Source organism: Candidatus Pelagibacter sp., assembly GCF_052049575.1.
Classification (GTDB): Bacteria; Pseudomonadota; Alphaproteobacteria; order Pelagibacterales; family Pelagibacteraceae; genus Pelagibacter.
In genome coordinates, this window is record NZ_JBNGZQ010000002.1 from 196,160 (window position 1) to 214,277 (window position 18,118).

20 protein-coding genes are annotated in these 18,118 nt (G+C 29.5%); 4 read left to right on the top strand and 16 right to left on the bottom strand.

Annotated elements, in window-relative coordinates; all coding sequences use genetic code 11:
- Positions 1-2: 2 nt before the first annotated feature.
- Positions 3-458, bottom strand: coding sequence for a single-stranded DNA-binding protein (gene ssb / locus ACTT9C_RS04600; protein WP_440923329.1), 456 nt, complete (start codon positions 456-458; stop codon positions 3-5).
- 90 nt (positions 459-548) lie between these two features.
- Here ssb and uvrA point away from each other — a divergent pair, with 90 nt between their 5' ends.
- Positions 549-3,404, top strand: a complete 2,856-nt coding sequence (uvrA, locus tag ACTT9C_RS04605) for an excinuclease ABC subunit UvrA (protein WP_440923330.1) — start codon at positions 549-551, stop codon at positions 3,402-3,404.
- A 44-nt stretch (positions 3,405-3,448) separates the two neighbouring features.
- A complete protein-coding gene (locus ACTT9C_RS04610; protein WP_440923331.1) occupies positions 3,449-4,051 on the top strand; it encodes a urate hydroxylase PuuD in 603 nt (200 codons plus the stop codon).
- Here the strand turns inward: ACTT9C_RS04610 and secF are convergent.
- From secF to ACTT9C_RS04675, 13 genes are read right to left on the bottom strand one after another with little or no spacing between them, the layout of a single operon-like run.
- Positions 4,048-4,932, bottom strand: coding sequence for a protein translocase subunit SecF (gene secF / locus ACTT9C_RS04615; RefSeq protein ID WP_440923332.1), 885 nt, complete (start codon positions 4,930-4,932; stop codon positions 4,048-4,050). The two genes, ACTT9C_RS04610 and secF, sit on opposite strands and share 4 nt — an antisense overlap.
- A complete protein-coding gene (secD, locus tag ACTT9C_RS04620) occupies positions 4,933-6,486 on the bottom strand; it encodes a protein translocase subunit SecD (protein WP_440923333.1) in 1,554 nt (517 codons plus the stop codon). It lies immediately after the preceding gene.
- 16 nt (positions 6,487-6,502) lie between these two features.
- Positions 6,503-6,790, bottom strand: coding sequence for a preprotein translocase subunit YajC (gene yajC, locus ACTT9C_RS04625; protein ID WP_440923334.1), 288 nt, complete (start codon positions 6,788-6,790; stop codon positions 6,503-6,505).
- 54 nt (positions 6,791-6,844) lie between these two features.
- Positions 6,845-8,104: a serine--tRNA ligase gene (serS, locus tag ACTT9C_RS04630; RefSeq protein ID WP_440923335.1), complete on the bottom strand. Its 1,260-nt coding sequence runs from the start codon at positions 8,102-8,104 to the stop codon at positions 6,845-6,847.
- Positions 8,097-8,867, bottom strand: a complete 771-nt coding sequence (gene tatC / locus ACTT9C_RS04635) for a twin-arginine translocase subunit TatC (RefSeq protein WP_440923336.1) — start codon at positions 8,865-8,867, stop codon at positions 8,097-8,099. Before tatC ends, serS begins: the two co-directional genes overlap by 8 nt.
- Positions 8,854-9,069: a Sec-independent protein translocase protein TatB gene (gene tatB / locus ACTT9C_RS04640; protein WP_440923337.1), complete on the bottom strand. Its 216-nt coding sequence runs from the start codon at positions 9,067-9,069 to the stop codon at positions 8,854-8,856. Before tatB ends, tatC begins: the two co-directional genes overlap by 14 nt.
- A 5-nt stretch (positions 9,070-9,074) precedes the next feature.
- A complete protein-coding gene (gene tatA, locus ACTT9C_RS04645) occupies positions 9,075-9,275 on the bottom strand; it encodes a twin-arginine translocase TatA/TatE family subunit (protein ID WP_085147837.1) in 201 nt (66 codons plus the stop codon).
- Between the two features lie 55 nt (positions 9,276-9,330).
- On the bottom strand, positions 9,331-10,038 hold the full coding sequence (gene scpB / locus ACTT9C_RS04650; RefSeq protein ID WP_440923338.1) for an SMC-Scp complex subunit ScpB: 708 nt from the start codon (positions 10,036-10,038) through the stop codon (positions 9,331-9,333).
- Complete coding sequence (locus ACTT9C_RS04655; RefSeq protein WP_440923339.1) at positions 10,038-10,775, bottom strand: segregation and condensation protein A; 738 nt, start codon at positions 10,773-10,775, stop codon at positions 10,038-10,040. Before ACTT9C_RS04655 ends, scpB begins: the two co-directional genes overlap by 1 nt.
- 9 nt (positions 10,776-10,784) lie before the next feature.
- On the bottom strand, positions 10,785-11,732 hold the full coding sequence (locus ACTT9C_RS04660) for a glycoside hydrolase family 3 N-terminal domain-containing protein (RefSeq protein ID WP_440923340.1): 948 nt from the start codon (positions 11,730-11,732) through the stop codon (positions 10,785-10,787).
- Entirely contained in the window at positions 11,732-11,986 is a 255-nt protein-coding gene (locus tag ACTT9C_RS04665) for a hypothetical protein (RefSeq protein WP_440923341.1), read from the bottom strand. The genes ACTT9C_RS04660 and ACTT9C_RS04665 overlap by 1 nt, the downstream gene beginning before the upstream one ends.
- Entirely contained in the window at positions 11,986-13,716 is a 1,731-nt protein-coding gene (gene argS, locus ACTT9C_RS04670; protein WP_440923342.1) for an arginine--tRNA ligase, read from the bottom strand. The genes ACTT9C_RS04665 and argS overlap by 1 nt, the downstream gene beginning before the upstream one ends.
- Entirely contained in the window at positions 13,713-14,831 is a 1,119-nt protein-coding gene (locus ACTT9C_RS04675) for a deoxyguanosinetriphosphate triphosphohydrolase (protein WP_440923343.1), read from the bottom strand. The genes argS and ACTT9C_RS04675 overlap by 4 nt, the downstream gene beginning before the upstream one ends.
- A 50-nt stretch (positions 14,832-14,881) precedes the next feature.
- Here ACTT9C_RS04675 and ACTT9C_RS04680 point away from each other — a divergent pair, with 50 nt between their 5' ends.
- The gene (locus ACTT9C_RS04680; RefSeq protein WP_085147820.1) at positions 14,882-15,199 is read left to right on the top strand and encodes a HesB/IscA family protein; all 318 of its coding nucleotides are present in this window, start codon (positions 14,882-14,884) and stop codon (positions 15,197-15,199) included.
- Complete coding sequence (xth, locus tag ACTT9C_RS04685; RefSeq protein ID WP_440923344.1) at positions 15,199-15,975, top strand: exodeoxyribonuclease III; 777 nt, start codon at positions 15,199-15,201, stop codon at positions 15,973-15,975. Before ACTT9C_RS04680 ends, xth begins: the two co-directional genes overlap by 1 nt.
- On the opposite strand, the gene ACTT9C_RS04690 is transcribed toward xth, so the two are convergent.
- Together ACTT9C_RS04690 and ACTT9C_RS04695 are read right to left on the bottom strand one after the other, a co-directional pair.
- Positions 15,967-16,965 carry an Ldh family oxidoreductase gene (locus tag ACTT9C_RS04690; protein ID WP_440923345.1) on the bottom strand — a complete coding sequence of 333 codons (999 nt, stop codon included), beginning with the start codon at positions 16,963-16,965 and terminating at the stop codon, positions 15,967-15,969. The two genes, xth and ACTT9C_RS04690, sit on opposite strands and share 9 nt — an antisense overlap.
- Before the next feature lie 42 nt (positions 16,966-17,007).
- A complete protein-coding gene (locus tag ACTT9C_RS04695; protein WP_440923346.1) occupies positions 17,008-18,072 on the bottom strand; it encodes a zinc ABC transporter substrate-binding protein in 1,065 nt (354 codons plus the stop codon).
- Positions 18,073-18,118 lie beyond the last annotated feature (46 nt).

Below are 18,118 nucleotides of genomic sequence, written 5' to 3' on the forward strand. Positions count from 1 at the left end.
GATTAGAATGGAATATCGTCGTCCATATCATTTTGTACTTGAGATAAATCCTCAGTATTATTTGATGCTTGTGAATTATCATTAGCTATACCACCACCTGAATTTCCACCTCCAAGCATAGTTAAAGATGAATTATAACCTTGTATAACTACTTCAGTTGAATATTTGTCTTGTCCTGATTGTTCATCCTTCCATTTTCTTGTTGAAATTTGACCCTCAACATAAACTTGAGCACCTTTTTTAAGATATTGTTGAACAACATTTACCAAACCCTCATTAAATACAACTATACGGTGCCATTCAGTTTTTTCTTTTTTTTCACCTGTATTTTTATCTTTCCATGATTGACTTGTTGCAAGACTTAATCTTGCAACGCTTTTTCCATTAACCATTTGCTTAATTTCAGGATCTGCGCCTAAACGACCAATTAAAAGTACTTTATTTAAACTTCCAGCCATAATATTTTAATATTTATTTTATTAGTTAATTAATTTATATCACAATTTTACTCTGAATATTAATTTTATTAGACCAAAGCAACAAAAATTATGATTAAAAAGATAGTTATAAAGGGTGCAAAAGAACATAATTTAAAAAATATATCTTTAGAAATTCCAAAGGATAAATTTATTGTAATTACTGGACTATCTGGGTCAGGAAAATCCTCATTAGCGTTTGATACAATTTATGCAGAAGGTCAAAGAAGATATGTCGAAAGTTTATCCGCGTATGCGAGACAATTTTTAGATAAAATGAAAAAGCCAAATGTAGATCTTATCGAGGGATTAAGTCCTGCAATATCAATAGAGCAAAAAAATACTTCAAAAAATCCTAGATCTACAGTTGCAACAGTTACTGAAATTTATGATTATATGAGAGTGTTGTATGCTAGAGCTGGTATTCCATATTCACCTTTCACTGGTAAACCAATCGAGTCACAAACAGTTAGTCAAATAGTAGATAAGATTAAAAAATTACCAAAAAAATCAACTATTTATCTTTATGCTCCTGTAGTTAGAGGAAGAAAAGGTGAATATAGAAAAGAAATTTTGAATTATAAAAAAAGAGGTTTTAGAAAAATCAAAATTGATGATGTTTTATATGATATTGAAAAAGTTCCGGAATTAAATAAGAAAATTAAACATGATATCTCAATACTTGTTGATAGAATAGTTCTAAACTCATCTTTAGGAAATCGACTCGCAGAAGGTATAGAGACTTCAATACAATTAGCTAATGGGCTCTTGTTTGTTGAATATGAAGATGAAACTTTACCAAAAAAATTCAGAAAAACAGAAAAGTTGATTTTTTCAACAAAATTTGCATGTCCTGAAAGTGGATTTACTATCGAAGAAATTGAACCAAGATTATTTTCTTTCAATAGTCCATTTGGTGCGTGTGAAGAATGTGAAGGTATCGGAATAAAACTTAATGTTGATCCAAATTTAGTTATACCAAATGAGAAAAAAAGTATAGTTGATGGTGCGATTGAACCATGGGCAAAAACAACAACATTATATTATGCTCAAACATTAAGTTCTTTGGCTAAGCATTATGGATTTTCTTTAGAAGAAAAATGGTCAAAATTACCAAAAAAAATTAAAGATATTATCCTTTATGGATCTGATGATGAAGAAATAAAATTTACATATGACGATGGTTACGAGAAATATTCACATAAAAAAACTTTTGAAGGTGTAATAAACAACCTAGAACGAAGATACCTAGAAACAGATAGCGATTGGAAAAGAGAGGAAATTGCTCAATATCAATCTGATACTAAATGTGAAAGATGTAATGGTCATAGGTTAAAAGATGAGGCATTATGTGTAAAAATTGATGGTCTTCACATTAGTGAGGTTACAGAAAAATCAATTTCAGATGCTGCAATATGGTTTGATAATTTAAAGAATAATTTAGACAAAAGACAAGTTAAAATCGCAGAACATATCTTAAAAGAAATTAACGAAAGATTAAATTTTTTACTAAATGTTGGTCTTGATTATTTAACTCTCTCAAGAGAGTCTGGAACTTTATCTGGTGGTGAAGCACAAAGAATAAGACTAGCATCGCAAATCGGTTCTGGTTTAACAGGTGTTTTATATGTTTTAGATGAACCATCAATAGGTCTTCATCAAAAAGATAATGTTAAGCTTATTAATGCCCTAAAAAGATTAAGAGATTTAGGCAATACAGTTATAGTAGTTGAACACGATACTGAAACAATGGAGAATGCAGATCATATAATTGATCTTGGACCAGAGGCTGGTAACAAAGGTGGTGAAGTTGTTGCGGCAGGCTCAATAAAAGAAATAAGTCAAAACCAAAGTAGCATAACTGGGAAATATCTATCAAAAAAATTTAAAATAAATGTACCATCAAAAAGAAGATTAGCTAAGAATGGAAGGTTTTTAGAAATTACGGGTGCAACCGGAAATAATCTTAATAATGTAAACCTTAAAATTCCACTAGGAAGCTTAACTTGTGTAACAGGAGTATCAGGTAGCGGAAAATCTACTCTTGTATTACAGACTCTGTACAACGCTTTAAATCTTACACTAAATAACAACAAATCAAGAAAAATTCCAAAACCCTTTAAAGGTTTTAAGGGAACAGAATTAGTTGATAAGATAATTGATATTGACCAATCACCTATCGGCAGAACTCCTAGATCTAATCCAGCAACCTATACAGGTGCTTTTGGTCCTATAAGAGATTGGTTTACTGGATTACCTGAGTCAAAGTCTAGAGGTTATAAACCTGGAAGATTTTCATTTAATGTCAAAGGTGGTAGATGTGAAGCATGTGAAGGAGACGGGGTCATTACTTATGAAATGCACTTTTTGCCAGATGTTTATATTCAATGTGATGAGTGTAAAGGCACTAGATACAACAGGGAAACTCTAGAAATTAAGTTTAAAGATAAAAGTATTGCTGATGTTTTGAATATGACTGTAGATGAAGGATGTGAATATTTTGAAAATATATCTAATATCAAAACAAAATTACTAACCTTAAAAAAGGTTGGTTTGGGGTATATTAAAATTGGACAACAAGCTACAACTCTATCGGGTGGTGAAGCTCAAAGAATTAAGTTAGCTAAAGAGTTATCAAAAAGATCTACAGGAAGAACAATGTACATACTAGATGAACCAACTACTGGTTTACATCAACATGATATAAAAAAATTACTTGAAATTCTTCATACATTTGTAGCTCTAGGAAATACCGTTGTTGTGATTGAACACAATTTGGATGTAATAAAAACAGCTGATTATATTGTTGATATGGGCCCAGAAGGTGGTGTCAAAGGTGGAAAAATTATCGCAGAGGGAAAGCCAGAAGAAATTTGTAAAATTAATGAAAGTTATACTGGAAAATTTTTGAAACCACTTTTAAACTAAGAAAAAATCATTGTTAAACTTAATCAAAATCAGTATATTTAGATATGGATAAATTACTAGCTTCTCTGCCAAGAACAATACACGCTTCGCTAGCCTTAGCTGTGATTGTTTTTTTTGGATTATTCTATCAAAATGACGGATTTAGTTTTGATAGACTATTCTGGTCATGGTTGACGAGATTTTTTCACGTCGTAGTAGCTATAATGTGGATAGGTCTTTTGTGGTACTTTAATTTTGTACAGATTCCAAACATGGGTAAAATTCCAGATGAACAAAAACCAGCAATAGGAAAAGTTATTGCTCCAGCTGCTCTTTTTTATTTTAGATGGGCAGCAGCACTTACAATTTTATCAGGTTTTATACTAGCATGGTTAAATGGATATCTTCACGATGCTATGACTTTTAGTATAGGCTCAGGGGTGCCAAAACATACTGCTATTGGAATCGGGATGTGGCTGGGCGTTATTATGGCTTTTAACGTATGGTTTGTAATTTGGCCTAATCAGAAAAAAGCGTTAGGTATAATAGAATGCGAACCTGAGGTAAAAGCAAAATCAGCTAAAACAGCAATGTTGTTTTCAAGAACAAATACTTTATTATCCTTACCAATGCTACTTTCAATGGTGGCTGCTCAAAATTTATATTAATTTTTATCTTCTCTTAGGACTGTTTTTTGAGACACATTGAGTCTTACTAGAACTGTATTTGCAATATAAATCGATGAATAAGTACCAAAGATTACTCCGAAAATCATAGCTAAAGAGAAACCTCTTAAAACTTCACCACCAAAAAAGAATATTGAGAGTAAGGCTAATAAAGTTGTTACAGAAGTAATCAAAGTTCGAGATAAAGTTTCATTTATAGAGATATTTGTTAATTCAAAAATTTTTATATCTGAATATTTTCTTAAATTCTCTCTGACTCTATCAAAAATAACAACTGTATCGTTCATTGAATAACCAACTATTGTTAGTACTGCTGCAATTATTGAAAGATTAATCTCAAGACCTAATAAAGAAAAGAGACCAAGTGTAACAATCACATCATGAAATAAAGCTACTATGGCACCTAAGCTAAATTGCCACTCAAATCTTATCCAAATATAAACAAGCATCAAAAACAAAGCCACAGATATTGCAATAACACCTGATCTTAATAATTCAGCACTAACTTTAGGGCCAACGTTTTCTACTCGTCTGAAATTGAAGTTATTCCCGAATGATTTATCTAAATTCCTTTTAATTTCTTCAATTATGTTTTTATTTTCATTATTTTCAAACTTAATTAAAAAATCAGTCTCATTGCCGAAGTTTTTAACAGATACATCACCCAAATTCATTTGATTTAAATTATCTCTTAATGAAGAAACATTTATTTTAGTATCTGTAGATCTCAATTCAATGAGAGTTCCACCTTTAAAATCTATTCCAAAATTTAAACCTTTAAATGTAAGTAACAATAAAGATACAATTACTAAGGATACTGAAAGGATATTAAATTTATTGTAATATTTATTAAAGGCAATCATCTAAATCAGTCCCTCTTTTTCTTTATTTTTTGATACATACAAAACTGTCAATAATCTTGCTATAAAATACACAGTAAATAGTGTTGTAAATATTCCTATTCCAAGTGTTAATGAAAAACCCTTAATTGGACCTGATCCCATAAAAAATAAAATGATCGCTGCTAATAAAGTAGTAATATTCGCATCTAGTATAGCAGTTCTGGATTTTGTGTAACCGCTGTCAAATGCTATTAAATTATTTTTTTCACCCTTTAACTCCTCTTTAATTCTTTCAAAAATTAGAACATTAGCATCGACAGCCATACCCACGGTAAGAATTATTCCTGCTATACCAGGTAGAGTTAAAGTTGCTTCAAAAATAGTTAGTATCCCAACTAATATAAAAAGATTTAATATTAAAGCGATATTAGTGATAATTCCAAAAATTTTATATTTAACAAAAATATATAGTATGACCAGTATAAAACCAATTAATAAAGCAATCATACCTGCGTTTATAGAGTCCTGTCCTAAATCTGGACCAACAGTTCTTTCTTCAATAATATTTAGTGGAGCAGGCAACGCACCTGATCTTAAAAGTAAAGCAAGATCAGTTGCTGACTGAAATGTGAATCCTCCACTAATTTGACCAGACCCAGTTGCAATAGTATCTCTGATAACTGGAGCACTAATAACTTTTCCATCCAAAACGATAGCTAATCTTTTACCAACGCCATTTAATGTTGCTTTACCGAATCTTTTTGCTCCTACCCTATCAAGAGAAAAAGTCACAACAGTCTCATTGTTTTCTGCATCCATTCTTGGTTGAGCATCTAGAAGATTTTCACCACTTAGTATGATTCTTTTACTAACCATTGCTTCCTCGGTACCATCTTCGAATTCTAATTTTTCTGCTCCAAATGAACCTTCAGTGTTATTCGTAACAAATCTAAATGTTAAATTTGCAGTTTTTCCAAGTAAAGATTTTATTCTCATTGGATCATCTAAACCTGGTAACTCAACTAATATTCTGTCATTACCTCTTTTTAAAATATTGGGTTCATTTGTACCGATTTCATCTATTCTTCTTCTAACTATTTCTAGCGCTTGATCTTGAGATGATGTTTTTAGATTAACAATGCCTTGCTTAGAGAAAGAAACCTTAAAAAAATTATCGTCTTCAACTATATCCAATTGATGTGATTTAAATCTTTGATAATAAGGATTTAATTCACTTTCTTCTGATGCAAATTCATCCAATATAGTCTGTTTTGAATTTTCATCTGAAGTAAATATAAGAGTCTGATTTAAAAGTTGAAAATTAGTAATTCTGATATTTTTTTCTTTAAAAAAATTTCTTATCGTAACTGTTAGATTTTGAAGTTTTTGTTCGATTACTGGATCATTGTCGATCTCCAGCAAAAGATAAGAACCACCTTGCAGATCTAAACCTAAATTAATTTTTTTATTCAATATTTTGTTATCAAAATTAAAAAGGTTCGACAAAGCGAATATTATAAAAAATAGGGAAATTAAAGTAATAAAAATAATTCTAAGTTTTGAAAAATATAGCACTTTAAATTAAAAAAAATTATTTTTTTACTTCTTGAGAGTTCATTAGACTTTGAACACCAGTACCTCTAATCACCTCAACTGTTACATTGTCAGCAATCTCTACTTCTATTTTATCATTATCTACAACTCTTGAAATCGTTCCTGTAATACCACCAGAAGTTACAATTTTGTCACCTTTTTTTAAACTCTCGACCATGGCTTTATGTTCTTTAACTTTTTTTTGCTGCGGTCTTATTAAGAAAAAATAAAAAATAACAAAAATTAAAATTAATGGTATAAATTGTCCTATTCCTGCGCTATCCATAAAACTCCTTAATTAAATTTGAATATTTATACTATCTAAAAGGTTAAAACAACTTTATTTGACGGAAATTTTTTCCAAATTGTCCATATACGGTCTTAAAACTTTTGGAATTATTATGGAACCATCTTTTTGTTGATAATTTTCTAAAACTGCTATTAAAGTTCTGCCTACAGCTAGACCACTCCCATTTAAAGTACCAACATAAAGAGTCTCTTTTTTCTGGTTCTTATATCTTGCTTTCATTCTCACAGCTTGAAAAGTTGAACAAGATGAACAAGAAGAAATTTCTCTATATTTTTTCTCTGAAGGTAACCAAACCTCAATGTCATAAGTTTTTTCAGCACTAAATCCCATGTCACCACTACATAGGATCATTTTTCTGTATGGTAATTCTAATAGATCTAAAATTGATGTTGCGCATTTCGTCATTCTCTCAAGTTCTTCAAGACATTTTTCTTGTTCGACGATACTAACCATTTCAACTTTGTAAAACTGATGCTGTCTAATCATACCTTTTGTATCTTTGCCATAACTACCCGCCTCTTTTCTAAAGCATGGTGTAGAAGCAACAAATCTCATTGGTAGATCTTTTTGATTAATAATCTTATCTTTAACAATATTAGTTAAAATCACTTCTGCAGTAGGTATCAAAAACTTTCTTTCCCCATTCTCATCCAGTTTGATTTCAAATTGATCATTTTCAAATTTAGGAAGTTGACCTGTGCCAAACATAGTGCTTTCAGAAGCGAATAAAGGTGGTGAAATTTCCTCATAATCATTTTTTAATATGTGCGTATCTAACATAAAATTTGAAATTGCTCTTTCTAGTAATGCCAGTTTATTTTTTACGAATACAAACCGTGAGCCAGTAGTTTTTGTAGCAAGGTCAAAATCAAGCATTCCAAGTTTTTCACCTAATTCATAATGTGATAAGGGCTTAAAATCAAAATTTGGTATTTGACCTGATTTCATTATTTCTACGTTATCATTTTCATCTTTTCCACTCGGAACATCTTTATGAGGAATATTTGGGATAAATGATAAAATTTTATCTAGTTGGTCTTTTATTATTTTTTGCTGTTTTGATATTTCGTCTATTTCATTTGAAATTTCTTTTGACTTTTTAAATAATTTTTCATCTTTAGATTTTGAAATTTCTTTCTTTTCATTTTCTAAAGACTCTTTTTTTTGAATAAAATTTCTATTTTTGATATCTAAATCTTTAAGTTCATTAAAATCTATCTTAAGAGATCTACCTTTCAGAGCGTTTTTAAAATCATCAAAATTTTTTCTTATTTCCTTTAAGTTATGCATTAGAATCTTTAAATTTCTTATTCTCTATAAACTTTACAGAAAAAATTGATAATTCATATAAAATTAATAATGGAATTGCTAAACCAATTTGGGTTATAGGATCAGGTGGTGTTAATAATGCTGCTGCTGCAAAAATTATAACTACAACGTATTTTCTTCTTTTTTTTAAAAATTCAGAATCAACAACACCAATTCTTGCTAGTAAACTTAAGACCACAGGTAATTGAAAACTTATACCAAAAGCGAAAATAAGTTTCATGACTAGTGATAAATATTCATTTACCTTTGCTTCAAGTTGTATCGGTAAATTTGTGGATAAACCTGTGCTTTCAAATGATAAAAAAAACTTTATCGCTAAAGGCATTATCAAATAATAAACTAACATCCCTCCAAGAAAAAAAAGTACTGGAGTTAATATTAGATAAGGTAATATTGCATGTTTTTCATGTTTATATAAACCAGGTGCTATAAATTTCCAAATTTGCATCAGTATAAACGGGCAAGTGACAAAGAATGCTGTAAAGAAAGAAATCTTTAGATATGTTAAAAAAGTTTCCTGGAGAGCAGTAAATATTAATCGTCTGTCAGTTCCATCGTTTTTGACGGCTTGGGCGAAAGGATCTACTAAAAAACCATATAAATGTTCTGCAAAAAAATAACATCCAATAAAAAAAACAATTAGAAAAATAAAACTATGTATAAGTCTTTTTCTTAGTTCAGCTAAATGGCTTACAAAACCACCTTCTTTATCATTCTGACTCATGCTTTTTTTCTTCTTTTTTTTCTATTTTGTCATTTTCAATATCAATATTTGAAACTTCATTTTGAACATTATTGATATAATTCTTAATTGTACCAATCCATGAGCCAACTTTTTTTAACATGATTGGAAAATCTTTTGGTCCGAGAACGACAATAGCTATTGCTACGATAATTAAAATCTCAAACCAACCAATAGTAGGCATGTGATTTAATCTTTTTTGTTATTATCTTGATTATCTTCGGAAATATTTTTAGGTTCGTTGTCATCAGTAACATCTGATGCCATACCTTTTTTGAAGCTCTTAATTCCTTTAGCAACATCTCCCATCAGACTTGAAATCTTACCTCTTCCAAAAAGTAACACGACAAGTATAACAACAATTGCTATCTGCCAAATTCCTATGCTCATAGAAAAGTTATATATCTTTTACTCTCAATTTTAAAGTGACTTTTTTTAACCTAGGTTATGAATTCTTATTTTTCTCCTCAGAGTCTAAAGTGCTGCTTAGCATTTCATCAATATTCGAATAAATATCCTCTTTTTTACCATCTTGTTTCTCTTTATAAAATTTACCAGTCCCAAAAATTGCATTATCAATATTTGTACTATCGATAAGACCAGCAGCTCCCAATTCATCAACGGTTGGTAAATCGGATAACTTTTGAAGATTAAAATGACTTAAAAAATCATCAGTCGTAACATATTGAATTGGTTTTCCGGGTACATCTTTTCTACCACCTGGTTTTACCCAGTTTAACTCCATCAAAATTTCAAGAGTATTTGTACCAAATGCAACACCTCTAATTTCCTCAATTTCAGCACGCGTTACTGGTTGATGATAAACAATGATTGAAAGTGTTTCAATTGCTGCTCTTGATAATTTTTTTTCAACAGTTTTTTCTTGTTTCATAATTTCAGAAAGATTTGGAGATGTTCTAAATGACCATTTTTTTGAGATACACACTAAATTAATACCTCGATTAGAGTATTCGTTTTGTAATTTTAATAAAATTTTTTCAACATTAGTTTTTTTTGAAATCTTATTTTCTATAGTTTCAATATCAAGAGGCTCAGCTGCTGCAAAAACTATTGCTTCAATTTCTTTTTCAATTGAGGATAATTTATTAGGAAAATCAATAACATTATCTTTTTTAGTTTTTTTTTTACTCATTATTTTTCCTTAATAAAAATATCATCAAATAAATTTTCTTGTTTAATTTTTAAATTACCTTCTTTGACAAGTTCAAGTGACCCTGCAAAAATACCTGCTGTACCAGTTTTTTTGTACTTTGTAACACTCTTAAAATTTTTAGGTATCAAGTCCTCTAATTTTTTCCAATCAGTTAGTTTTCCAAAAAAATCTCTAATTGTCTTAATCCCCTCTTCAGTCGTAAAAACAGGAAGTTTGGGTATATTTATTTTTTGAAAATCTTTAGTCATAATAATTGTTGAATATGTTTTTAGTAATTCAAATAAATTTACTTTAATTTCACTATTATAGATGGGTCTAATACCTGCCCTTACACCTCTTGTTCTAATTTCACGCCCTAATCTTTTACGTTTTAACATTTGTTCTGATAATAATCTTATTAGTTCTAATTTTTTAAGTTGGAGTTTTAGTTTTTCTGCTACTTCTTGGACTTTAAATTCTTCCTCAGGTGTTCCTGGTAAAAGAAGTTTAGATTTCAAATAAGCAAGCCATGTAGCCATAAGTAAATACTCAGAGGCAGACTCTAAGTTTAGATTTTTTTGGTTTGTTATAAAATCATGAAATTGATCTGCTAATTTTGTAATAGAAATATTCTCTAAATTCACCTTTTGAGATTTTGCAAGGTCTAACAATATATCTAATGGACCGTTATAATTTTCAATATCAACACTAAAAAGTGAGGAATCATTTTCTGTCATAAACGAATACTAACTTATTATCTTGTAAAATTGTGATGTTTTTTTTATTACAAATTTGCTTATGAAAGGTGAATTTTGAGCGACAATTTCCATCTCATTTTCTTTAGCATTACAATGTAAAACAAGATCACAACCAGCATTAAACGCATTGATTGTATTTTCTTTAATTTTACCTTTTAAACTTTTCATAGATATATCGTCAGAAATCAGAATATTTTTAAAACCTATTTTATTTCTTATCAATTTTATCATTTTTTTAGAGTGCGTTACTGTATTTTTTAAATCGATCTTTTTGAATATGATGTGAGCTGTCATTGCAAAAAAAGAATTTTTCCTTTTAAAAGGAAAAAAATCATTTTTTAGTAAGTAATCTAAATTTTTACTAATTATGGGTGTAAAATTGTGACTATCAACTTTTGCTAAACCATGTCCTGGTATATGCTTAATAACGGTTCCTACGCCATTATTATGGTGATAGTTAATGCAATAATCACCAATTTTAGAAACTATTTTGGGATTACTAGAGAAAGATCTGTCTCCAATAATTGATGATGAACCTTTCTTTCTAAGATCTAAAACAGGACAAGTATTAATATTAACTCCTATCAATTTTAATAAATATGAAGTTTTATCAATAAATAGTTTATAGAAAAAATTAAATTCCTTAGGTTTTTTTATGAACTTTTTGCCAAAAAATTCAGAGGTTAAATTTTCAAAAGATATAATATTTTTAAGTCGGTTTACCCTACCACCTTCTTGATCAATCAAGATTGGATATTTATTGTCATTAAAGATCTTACGTATAGACGTAGTTAATTGTTTTGCCTGTTTAATATCTTTTATGTTTCTAGTAAATAAAATTACTCCCCATGGCTTATATTTTCTAAGAAAATTCTTTTCTCTGAGGTTAAGTTTTGTTGATTTAATACCGATAATAAAAGATCTTCGATTATTCATTAATCTAGAAGTTTCCAAAAATTAAATTTTTTCTTTTTATCTTTATTAGATTTCTCTACATATTGAATGATATCTTTAGTATCATTTTCTAAAACTGGCAATTTTTCAGAATAAATATTAATTTTTTTGTCAATATTACTCAAAGATCTAAAAGAATTTTTTTTATTTTCATCTGAAAAATAATACTTAGCTGTAAAAAATAAAAAAAAACCGATGAGTAATAAAAATATTAAATATTTAATCTCTTTTAGCATCACATTTTATCTGGCGTAGACACTCCAACTATATTCATCCCAGATTTTACTACATTGGAAATAGCTTTTAGAAAAATTAATTTATCATCCGTTATTTTTTTTTGATCATTGATAAATCTTTTGTCTGGATTTTCCTTACCTAAATTCCAATATGAATGAAATAAAGATGCTAATTCATATAAATAAGTCGGTATTCTATGCGGCTCAAGCTTATTACAAGATACATCAATACACTTGGGCCATTCAGATAATTTTTTTATGATCTTTATTTCATCTTTGGAATATTCAAAATCGTACTTAGTATTATCTAGATCTGATTTTAAATCTTTATCAAGATGTCTAAATACTGAACATATTCTTGCATAACAGTATTGAACGTAATAAAGTGGGTTATCTTTTGATTTTTCTATAACGTTATCAAAATCAAAATCGAGTTCAACATCACTACTTCGATTTAGCATTATGAATCTTGTTGCGTCTTTTCCTACCTCATTAATTAAATCTTTTATAGTTATGTAGTCCCCTTTTCTTTTAGACATTTTAAAGGGTTTCTTATCTTTAATAAGTTTAACAAGTTGGCTAACTTTACAAATTAATCTATCTTTAGAGTTTGATAGAGCTTCGACAGATGATGAAATTCTTTTTATATAACCAGCATGATCTGCACCTAAAATATTAATTAGCCTATCAAATTTTCTATCTAATTTATTTTTGTGGTATGCAACATCACTTGCAAAATAAGTCCAAGCGCCATCAGATTTTTGTAATGCTCTATCTTTGTCATCTCCAAAATCAGTTGATCGGAAAAGCAACTGCTCGCGCTCAACCCAATTAGTATCATCTTCACCCGCGGGTGCTTTAATTTTTCCTTTATAAACAAATTTGTTTTTTTGAAGAAATTCAACAACTTTTTCCACTTCTTGATTTTCAACTAATTTTTTTTCACTGACAAAGTTATCATGATTAATACCAAGACTTTTGAGATTACTTTTGATTAATTTTAATGCCTCGTTAATAGCTAAAGAAGTTAATTCTGTAGATATTTTGTCAAAATTTTTAAAATCAATATTTTTATTTGAGTTTAAAATGTTTTGAGCAAAGTCAATTAAATAGTCTCCAGGATATAAATCTTCATTATCTATTGGAAAAGGTTCATTAAAAGAAATCTCTCTTATTCTATAATAAACTGACTTTGTAAAATTTATAATCTGATTACCATAATCGTTTATATAATACTCTTTTGTAACTTTATTATTATTAAATAATAAGAGATTGGCCATCACATCGCCTAATATTGCTCCTCTACAATGACCAACATGTAAAGGACCTGTTGGATTAGCAGATACAAATTCTATTAGGTAATTTCTTTTAATGTTTTTATTTGTCCCAAAAGATTTAGAATTTTTAATCACCTCTTTAATAAAATTTGTCCAAAAAATAGGTTTAAATTTAATGTTGATAAAACCAGGTTTTACAATTGATATATCTTCAATAAATTTATCCTCTTTTTTAATTTTTTCTGCCAAAATTGAAGCCAGATCTGATGGAGATTTATTATTAATCTTAGAAAGAACCATGGCTACATTAGTAGAAATATCACTATCAAATTTTGAGGGTGGAATTTCTGCAGTTATCCCATTGAGTGAGTCTGGAAGAATTAAATCTCCGTTCGAAGAGAGTGTTGAAAGGATTTCTTTTATTCTATTTAAATATTGTTCGAAAATATTCATTTAAAATTTTTGTGAAGGTTAATTGCATATCTATCGGTCATTCCTGATATAAAATCTGAAATTGCTCTGTATTTATTCTTTGAGAGATGATTTTTTGAAATAAATTTTTTAGGGTTTTTTTGTATTTTGTTAAACAGTTTTTTAATTATTAATTTACCGTTATCGTTTTTTTTCAAAACTGTTTTATTATTATACATCCTTGTTTTTAAAAAGAATCTTATTTCATTTACAGAGTCTATGACTTTTTCAGAAAAATCTACCATTGTTAAATTTGCTTTAGTAATATCTTTATAATTTTTTATTTTATTAATCTTCAAATTAGTTTTTGTATTTTTAACTAAATCTCTTATCATTTGATCAATAGAGTCTCTTATAATCTGATATGTTGCAATTTTATAGTTTTGTTTATTTATCTTTTTTTTATATCTTTTATAAATATCTTTAAAAAAGTTAATTTCAATTAACTCCTCTAGTTTAAATAAATTTGCATTTATACCATCTTGAACATCATGATTGTTATATGCTATATCATCTGAAATAGCTGAAACTTGAGCCTCTAATGATGGATAAGTCTGAAAATTAATCTTATGATTAAATCTTTTTACTCCAATTAAACTGTCAACTAAATCTAATTCATAAACTGGACCATTATGCTTAAGCAATCCCTCTAACGTTTCAATTGAAAGATTTAATCCACTATACTTAAGATATTTATTCTCTAAAAACATAACTACACGAAGAGTTTGTAAATTATGATCAAAGCCTCCATAATCCGCCATACATTCATTAAGAGAGTCCTCGCCAGCATGACCAAAAGGTGGGTGACCCAAATCATGTGCCAAACTTAAGGTTTCAGCTAGATCTTCATTCAATTCAAGATATCTTGCAATAGATCGTGCAATTTGAGCAACTTCCATTGAATGGGTTAATCTTGTTCTGTAATGATCACCTTCTGTATTTACAAATACTTGTGTCTTGTGTTTGAGCCTTCGAAATGAGGCGCTGTGAACTATTCGATCTCTATCTCTTTGAAATGGCGATCTATATTTTGATACAGATTCTTTGAATATTCTTCCTTTGCTTTTGGTAAGAGCAATCTTTGAGTATTTTTTCATCCTTTAAAATTAAAATTTAAGTATTATATTAGTAATACCAGTGATCAATAATGATTAAAGAAATTAAATTTACTGATAAGGCTCTAAAACAGATCAATGTTTTGCTGTCTAAAAAAGACAAAGGGTCGTTTTTTAGAATCGCTATCAAAGGTGGTGGTTGCTCAGGCTTCCAATATGAATTTACTTTTGACAAAGAAAAAGCGGCCGATGATTTAAATTATGAAAATATATTGATAGATAAAACATCTGCAGATTTATTAAAAGGATCAGAAATTGACTATGTTTCTGAATTAATTGGTGAACAATTCAAAATAACTAATCCGCAAACCAAATCTTCTTGTGGTTGTGGTGTTTCGTTTTCTCTTTAATGATTATTTCCTCGTGGAATGTAAATTCTGTTCGAGCACGTATTGAAAATATTAAAAGTTATCTTCTAAAATATAAACCTGATGTTGTGATGATGCAGGAAATTAAAACTGAGGATGTGAACTTTCCTTATGATGATTTTTCCTCAATGGACTATGAAAGTCATGTATTTGGTCAAAAGAGTTACAATGGTGTTGCGATTATCTCAAAAGGAAAATTAAAAAATGTTAAAACAGACTTAATCAAAGATAAGCTAAAACAATCAAGAATAATCTCAGCTGAACTTGAACACAAAAAGAAAAATATTCAATTAATCAATATCTATACGCCAAATGGTAACCCTGTAGATACCGAAAAATATGATTACAAAAAAAAATGGCTTAATGATTTAATTAAACAATTAAAAGCTTTAACTAAAAAAAATCAAAATATAATTCTTGGTGGTGATTTTAACATTATTCCTGCAGCCGAGGATGTCTATAATCCAAAAAGCTTTGAGGACGATGCTCTATTTAGATTGGAAATAAGAAAAAAATTAAGAGAAATGATTAATCTAGGTTTTAATGATGTTTATAGACATTTTAATGAAACTAAAGAGGGATATACCTTTTGGGATTACATGAGAGGTGCATGGCAAAAAAACAATGGAATGAGAATAGATCACTTTTTAGTCTCAAATTCTTTAATAGATCAAGTTAAAGGAATTAATATTAATAAAGATCCAAGAGGCCGTGAAAAACCTTCAGACCATACACCAATAGAAATTACTTTAGCTTAAAGATTTTATTTTATTAAACAGCTCTTCATTAATATGACGAGGGCCCTTATCTAATCTATTTTTATGTCTTCTCTCTCCTGGAAGTCTAACTCCTTCAAATGATTTCATTTTATTAAAAAATTCATCAGCGTGTTTCTGCCAATCGGTTCCTGAAGTTTTATCAGGCGAAATTGCAAGAATAAATTCTCCACCACTAGGAGGTCCGCCGTCATTATTATCTTTTGCAGCTGTCTCAAAGCTAAAATTATCACCAACTAATGCGCCAGCCATTAATTCTACCATCATTGCTATTGCAGAACCTTTATATCCACCAAAAGGAAGTAATACACCTCCGTCAGCTATTGCTCCTGGATCTGTTGTTTCTTTACCATCTTTAGTTAAACCAGTTCCAAGTGGAACTTTATGCCCTTCTCTTTTAGCAACTTGAACTTCACCCATGGCCATTGATGCAGTTGCCATATCGTAAACTACAGGATTTTTTCCTGGTCGTGGCCATGCAAAAGAAATTGGATTTGTTCCGAACAACGGTTTGATAGCTCCAGCGGGTGCTACAGCAGGCTTGTATGATGTGCAAGCAAAAGCAACTAGACCTTCCTCTGCTAATTTTTCTGTCTCTGGCCACATCGCAGCCATATGATGTGAATTGTTAATTGAAAGGACAGCAACACCATTTTCTTTTGCAGCTTTTGCTAATTCAGGTAATCCTTTATTTAAAACTACAGGGGCTAAACAATTATTCCCTTGAACTTTTATTACTGATGCTGAAATTTTTTTTACCTCAGGTTTTCCTTTACCATTAATTTTTCCGCTTTTTAAACCACTCACATATGCAGGCAACCTAAACAAACCATGAGATAAAGATCCATCTCTTTCAGCATTTCTTATTAAATCAGAGAGAATAGATGCTGTTTCATCATCACAGCCATTAGCTAGTAAAGTCTTTTTAGCTAAATCAAAAATTTCATCTAATGTGAGGGAAACAGTACTCATCCCAATATTAGATATTATTAATGGTTAAAGATCAATTTTTATTTAACAGCCTTTAAAAGATTTAGACATATTGCCAATTAAATCGAAGTATAGACCTTTGCCAGGGTTAAGTGTTGCCCCTAATGGATCAATTACGCCTGTTGCAACGTTAGTATCTTTTGCTACAGCCTTAATAATATCAGGGTTAAACTGTGGCTCTGAAAATATACAGCTTACTTTATCATGCTCAATTACTTCTCTAATTTCAGCCAATTGCTCAGCACCGGGCATAACATCTGTATTTACTGTAAATGCGCCTAAAATATCAACACCAAATCTCTCTTCAAAATATTGATACGCATCATGGAATACTATTGATTTAAAATCTTTATTTAATTCAGATTTTACTTTCTTAGTTAATTTATCTAAATCTTTATGTGCTTTTTTTAAATTTTCTTTATATTTGGCAGTATTTTTTGGATCATTTTCAATCAAGTGCTCTGCCATTTCGCTTAAAATAACTTTTGCATTCATTGGATCTAACCAAATGTGTGGATCGTACTCACCATGAGCATGTCCTTCATGTCCATGACCGTGATCATCATGGTCGTCTTCTTTATGACCTTCTTTGTCATGATCATGTTCGTCATGACCATGTTCTTTCTCTTTTTTATCATGATCGTGGTCATCATGATTATCTTCTTTTTTAGCATGATCATCATGATCATCCTCTTTATGACCATGATCGTCATGACCTTCAAAAATATTTCTTTCTCTAAACTTAAGTTTTGTTATCCCTTTAATTTCCATTAATTCAATTTTTTCAGCTTTTTTTGCAATAGATTTTAATGGTTTCTCTAAAAAACTTTCTATGTCTTCACCTACCCAAAAAATAATATCTGCATTTTGGATCATTTTTGCATGCGATGGTTTAAGTGCAAATCCATGAGGTGATGCGTAGCCATCAACTATTAAATCTGGTTTACCAATACCGTCCATCAAATAGCTTGCGAGTGAATGAATTGGTTTTATTGATGCTACTACCTTAACTTCAGCATTAACAGGTGAAAAAATTGTTAGGAATGATAAAAGTGATATTAATAATGTGATTTTTTTAATAGTTTTCATAGTTTAATTTTTTTAGTTGTTATAATATAACATTATGTAATAATAT

Coding starts and splice junctions, on each gene's coding strand:
- ssb (WP_440923329.1), bottom strand. CDS start 458: ATGGCTGGAAGTTTAAATAAAGTACTTTTAATTGGTCGTTTAGGCGCA.
- uvrA (WP_440923330.1), top strand. CDS start 549: ATGATTAAAAAGATAGTTATAAAGGGTGCAAAAGAACATAATTTAAAA.
- ACTT9C_RS04610 (WP_440923331.1), top strand. CDS start 3,449: ATGGATAAATTACTAGCTTCTCTGCCAAGAACAATACACGCTTCGCTA.
- secF (WP_440923332.1), bottom strand. CDS start 4,932: ATGATTGCCTTTAATAAATATTACAATAAATTTAATATCCTTTCAGTA.
- yajC (WP_440923334.1), bottom strand. CDS start 6,790: ATGGATAGCGCAGGAATAGGACAATTTATACCATTAATTTTAATTTTT.
- serS (WP_440923335.1), bottom strand. CDS start 8,104: ATGCATAACTTAAAGGAAATAAGAAAAAATTTTGATGATTTTAAAAAC.
- tatC (WP_440923336.1), bottom strand. CDS start 8,867: ATGAGTCAGAATGATAAAGAAGGTGGTTTTGTAAGCCATTTAGCTGAA.
- tatB (WP_440923337.1), bottom strand. CDS start 9,069: ATGCCTACTATTGGTTGGTTTGAGATTTTAATTATCGTAGCAATAGCT.
- tatA (WP_085147837.1), bottom strand. CDS start 9,275: ATGAGCATAGGAATTTGGCAGATAGCAATTGTTGTTATACTTGTCGTG.
- scpB (WP_440923338.1), bottom strand. CDS start 10,038: ATGAGTAAAAAAAAAACTAAAAAAGATAATGTTATTGATTTTCCTAAT.
- ACTT9C_RS04655 (WP_440923339.1), bottom strand. CDS start 10,775: ATGACAGAAAATGATTCCTCACTTTTTAGTGTTGATATTGAAAATTAT.
- ACTT9C_RS04660 (WP_440923340.1), bottom strand. CDS start 11,732: ATGAATAATCGAAGATCTTTTATTATCGGTATTAAATCAACAAAACTT.
- ACTT9C_RS04665 (WP_440923341.1), bottom strand. CDS start 11,986: ATGCTAAAAGAGATTAAATATTTAATATTTTTATTACTCATCGGTTTT.
- argS (WP_440923342.1), bottom strand. CDS start 13,716: ATGAATATTTTCGAACAATATTTAAATAGAATAAAAGAAATCCTTTCA.
- ACTT9C_RS04675 (WP_440923343.1), bottom strand. CDS start 14,831: ATGAAAAAATACTCAAAGATTGCTCTTACCAAAAGCAAAGGAAGAATA.
- ACTT9C_RS04680 (WP_085147820.1), top strand. CDS start 14,882: ATGATTAAAGAAATTAAATTTACTGATAAGGCTCTAAAACAGATCAAT.
- xth (WP_440923344.1), top strand. CDS start 15,199: ATGATTATTTCCTCGTGGAATGTAAATTCTGTTCGAGCACGTATTGAA.
- ACTT9C_RS04690 (WP_440923345.1), bottom strand. CDS start 16,965: ATGAGTACTGTTTCCCTCACATTAGATGAAATTTTTGATTTAGCTAAA.
- ACTT9C_RS04695 (WP_440923346.1), bottom strand. CDS start 18,072: ATGAAAACTATTAAAAAAATCACATTATTAATATCACTTTTATCATTC.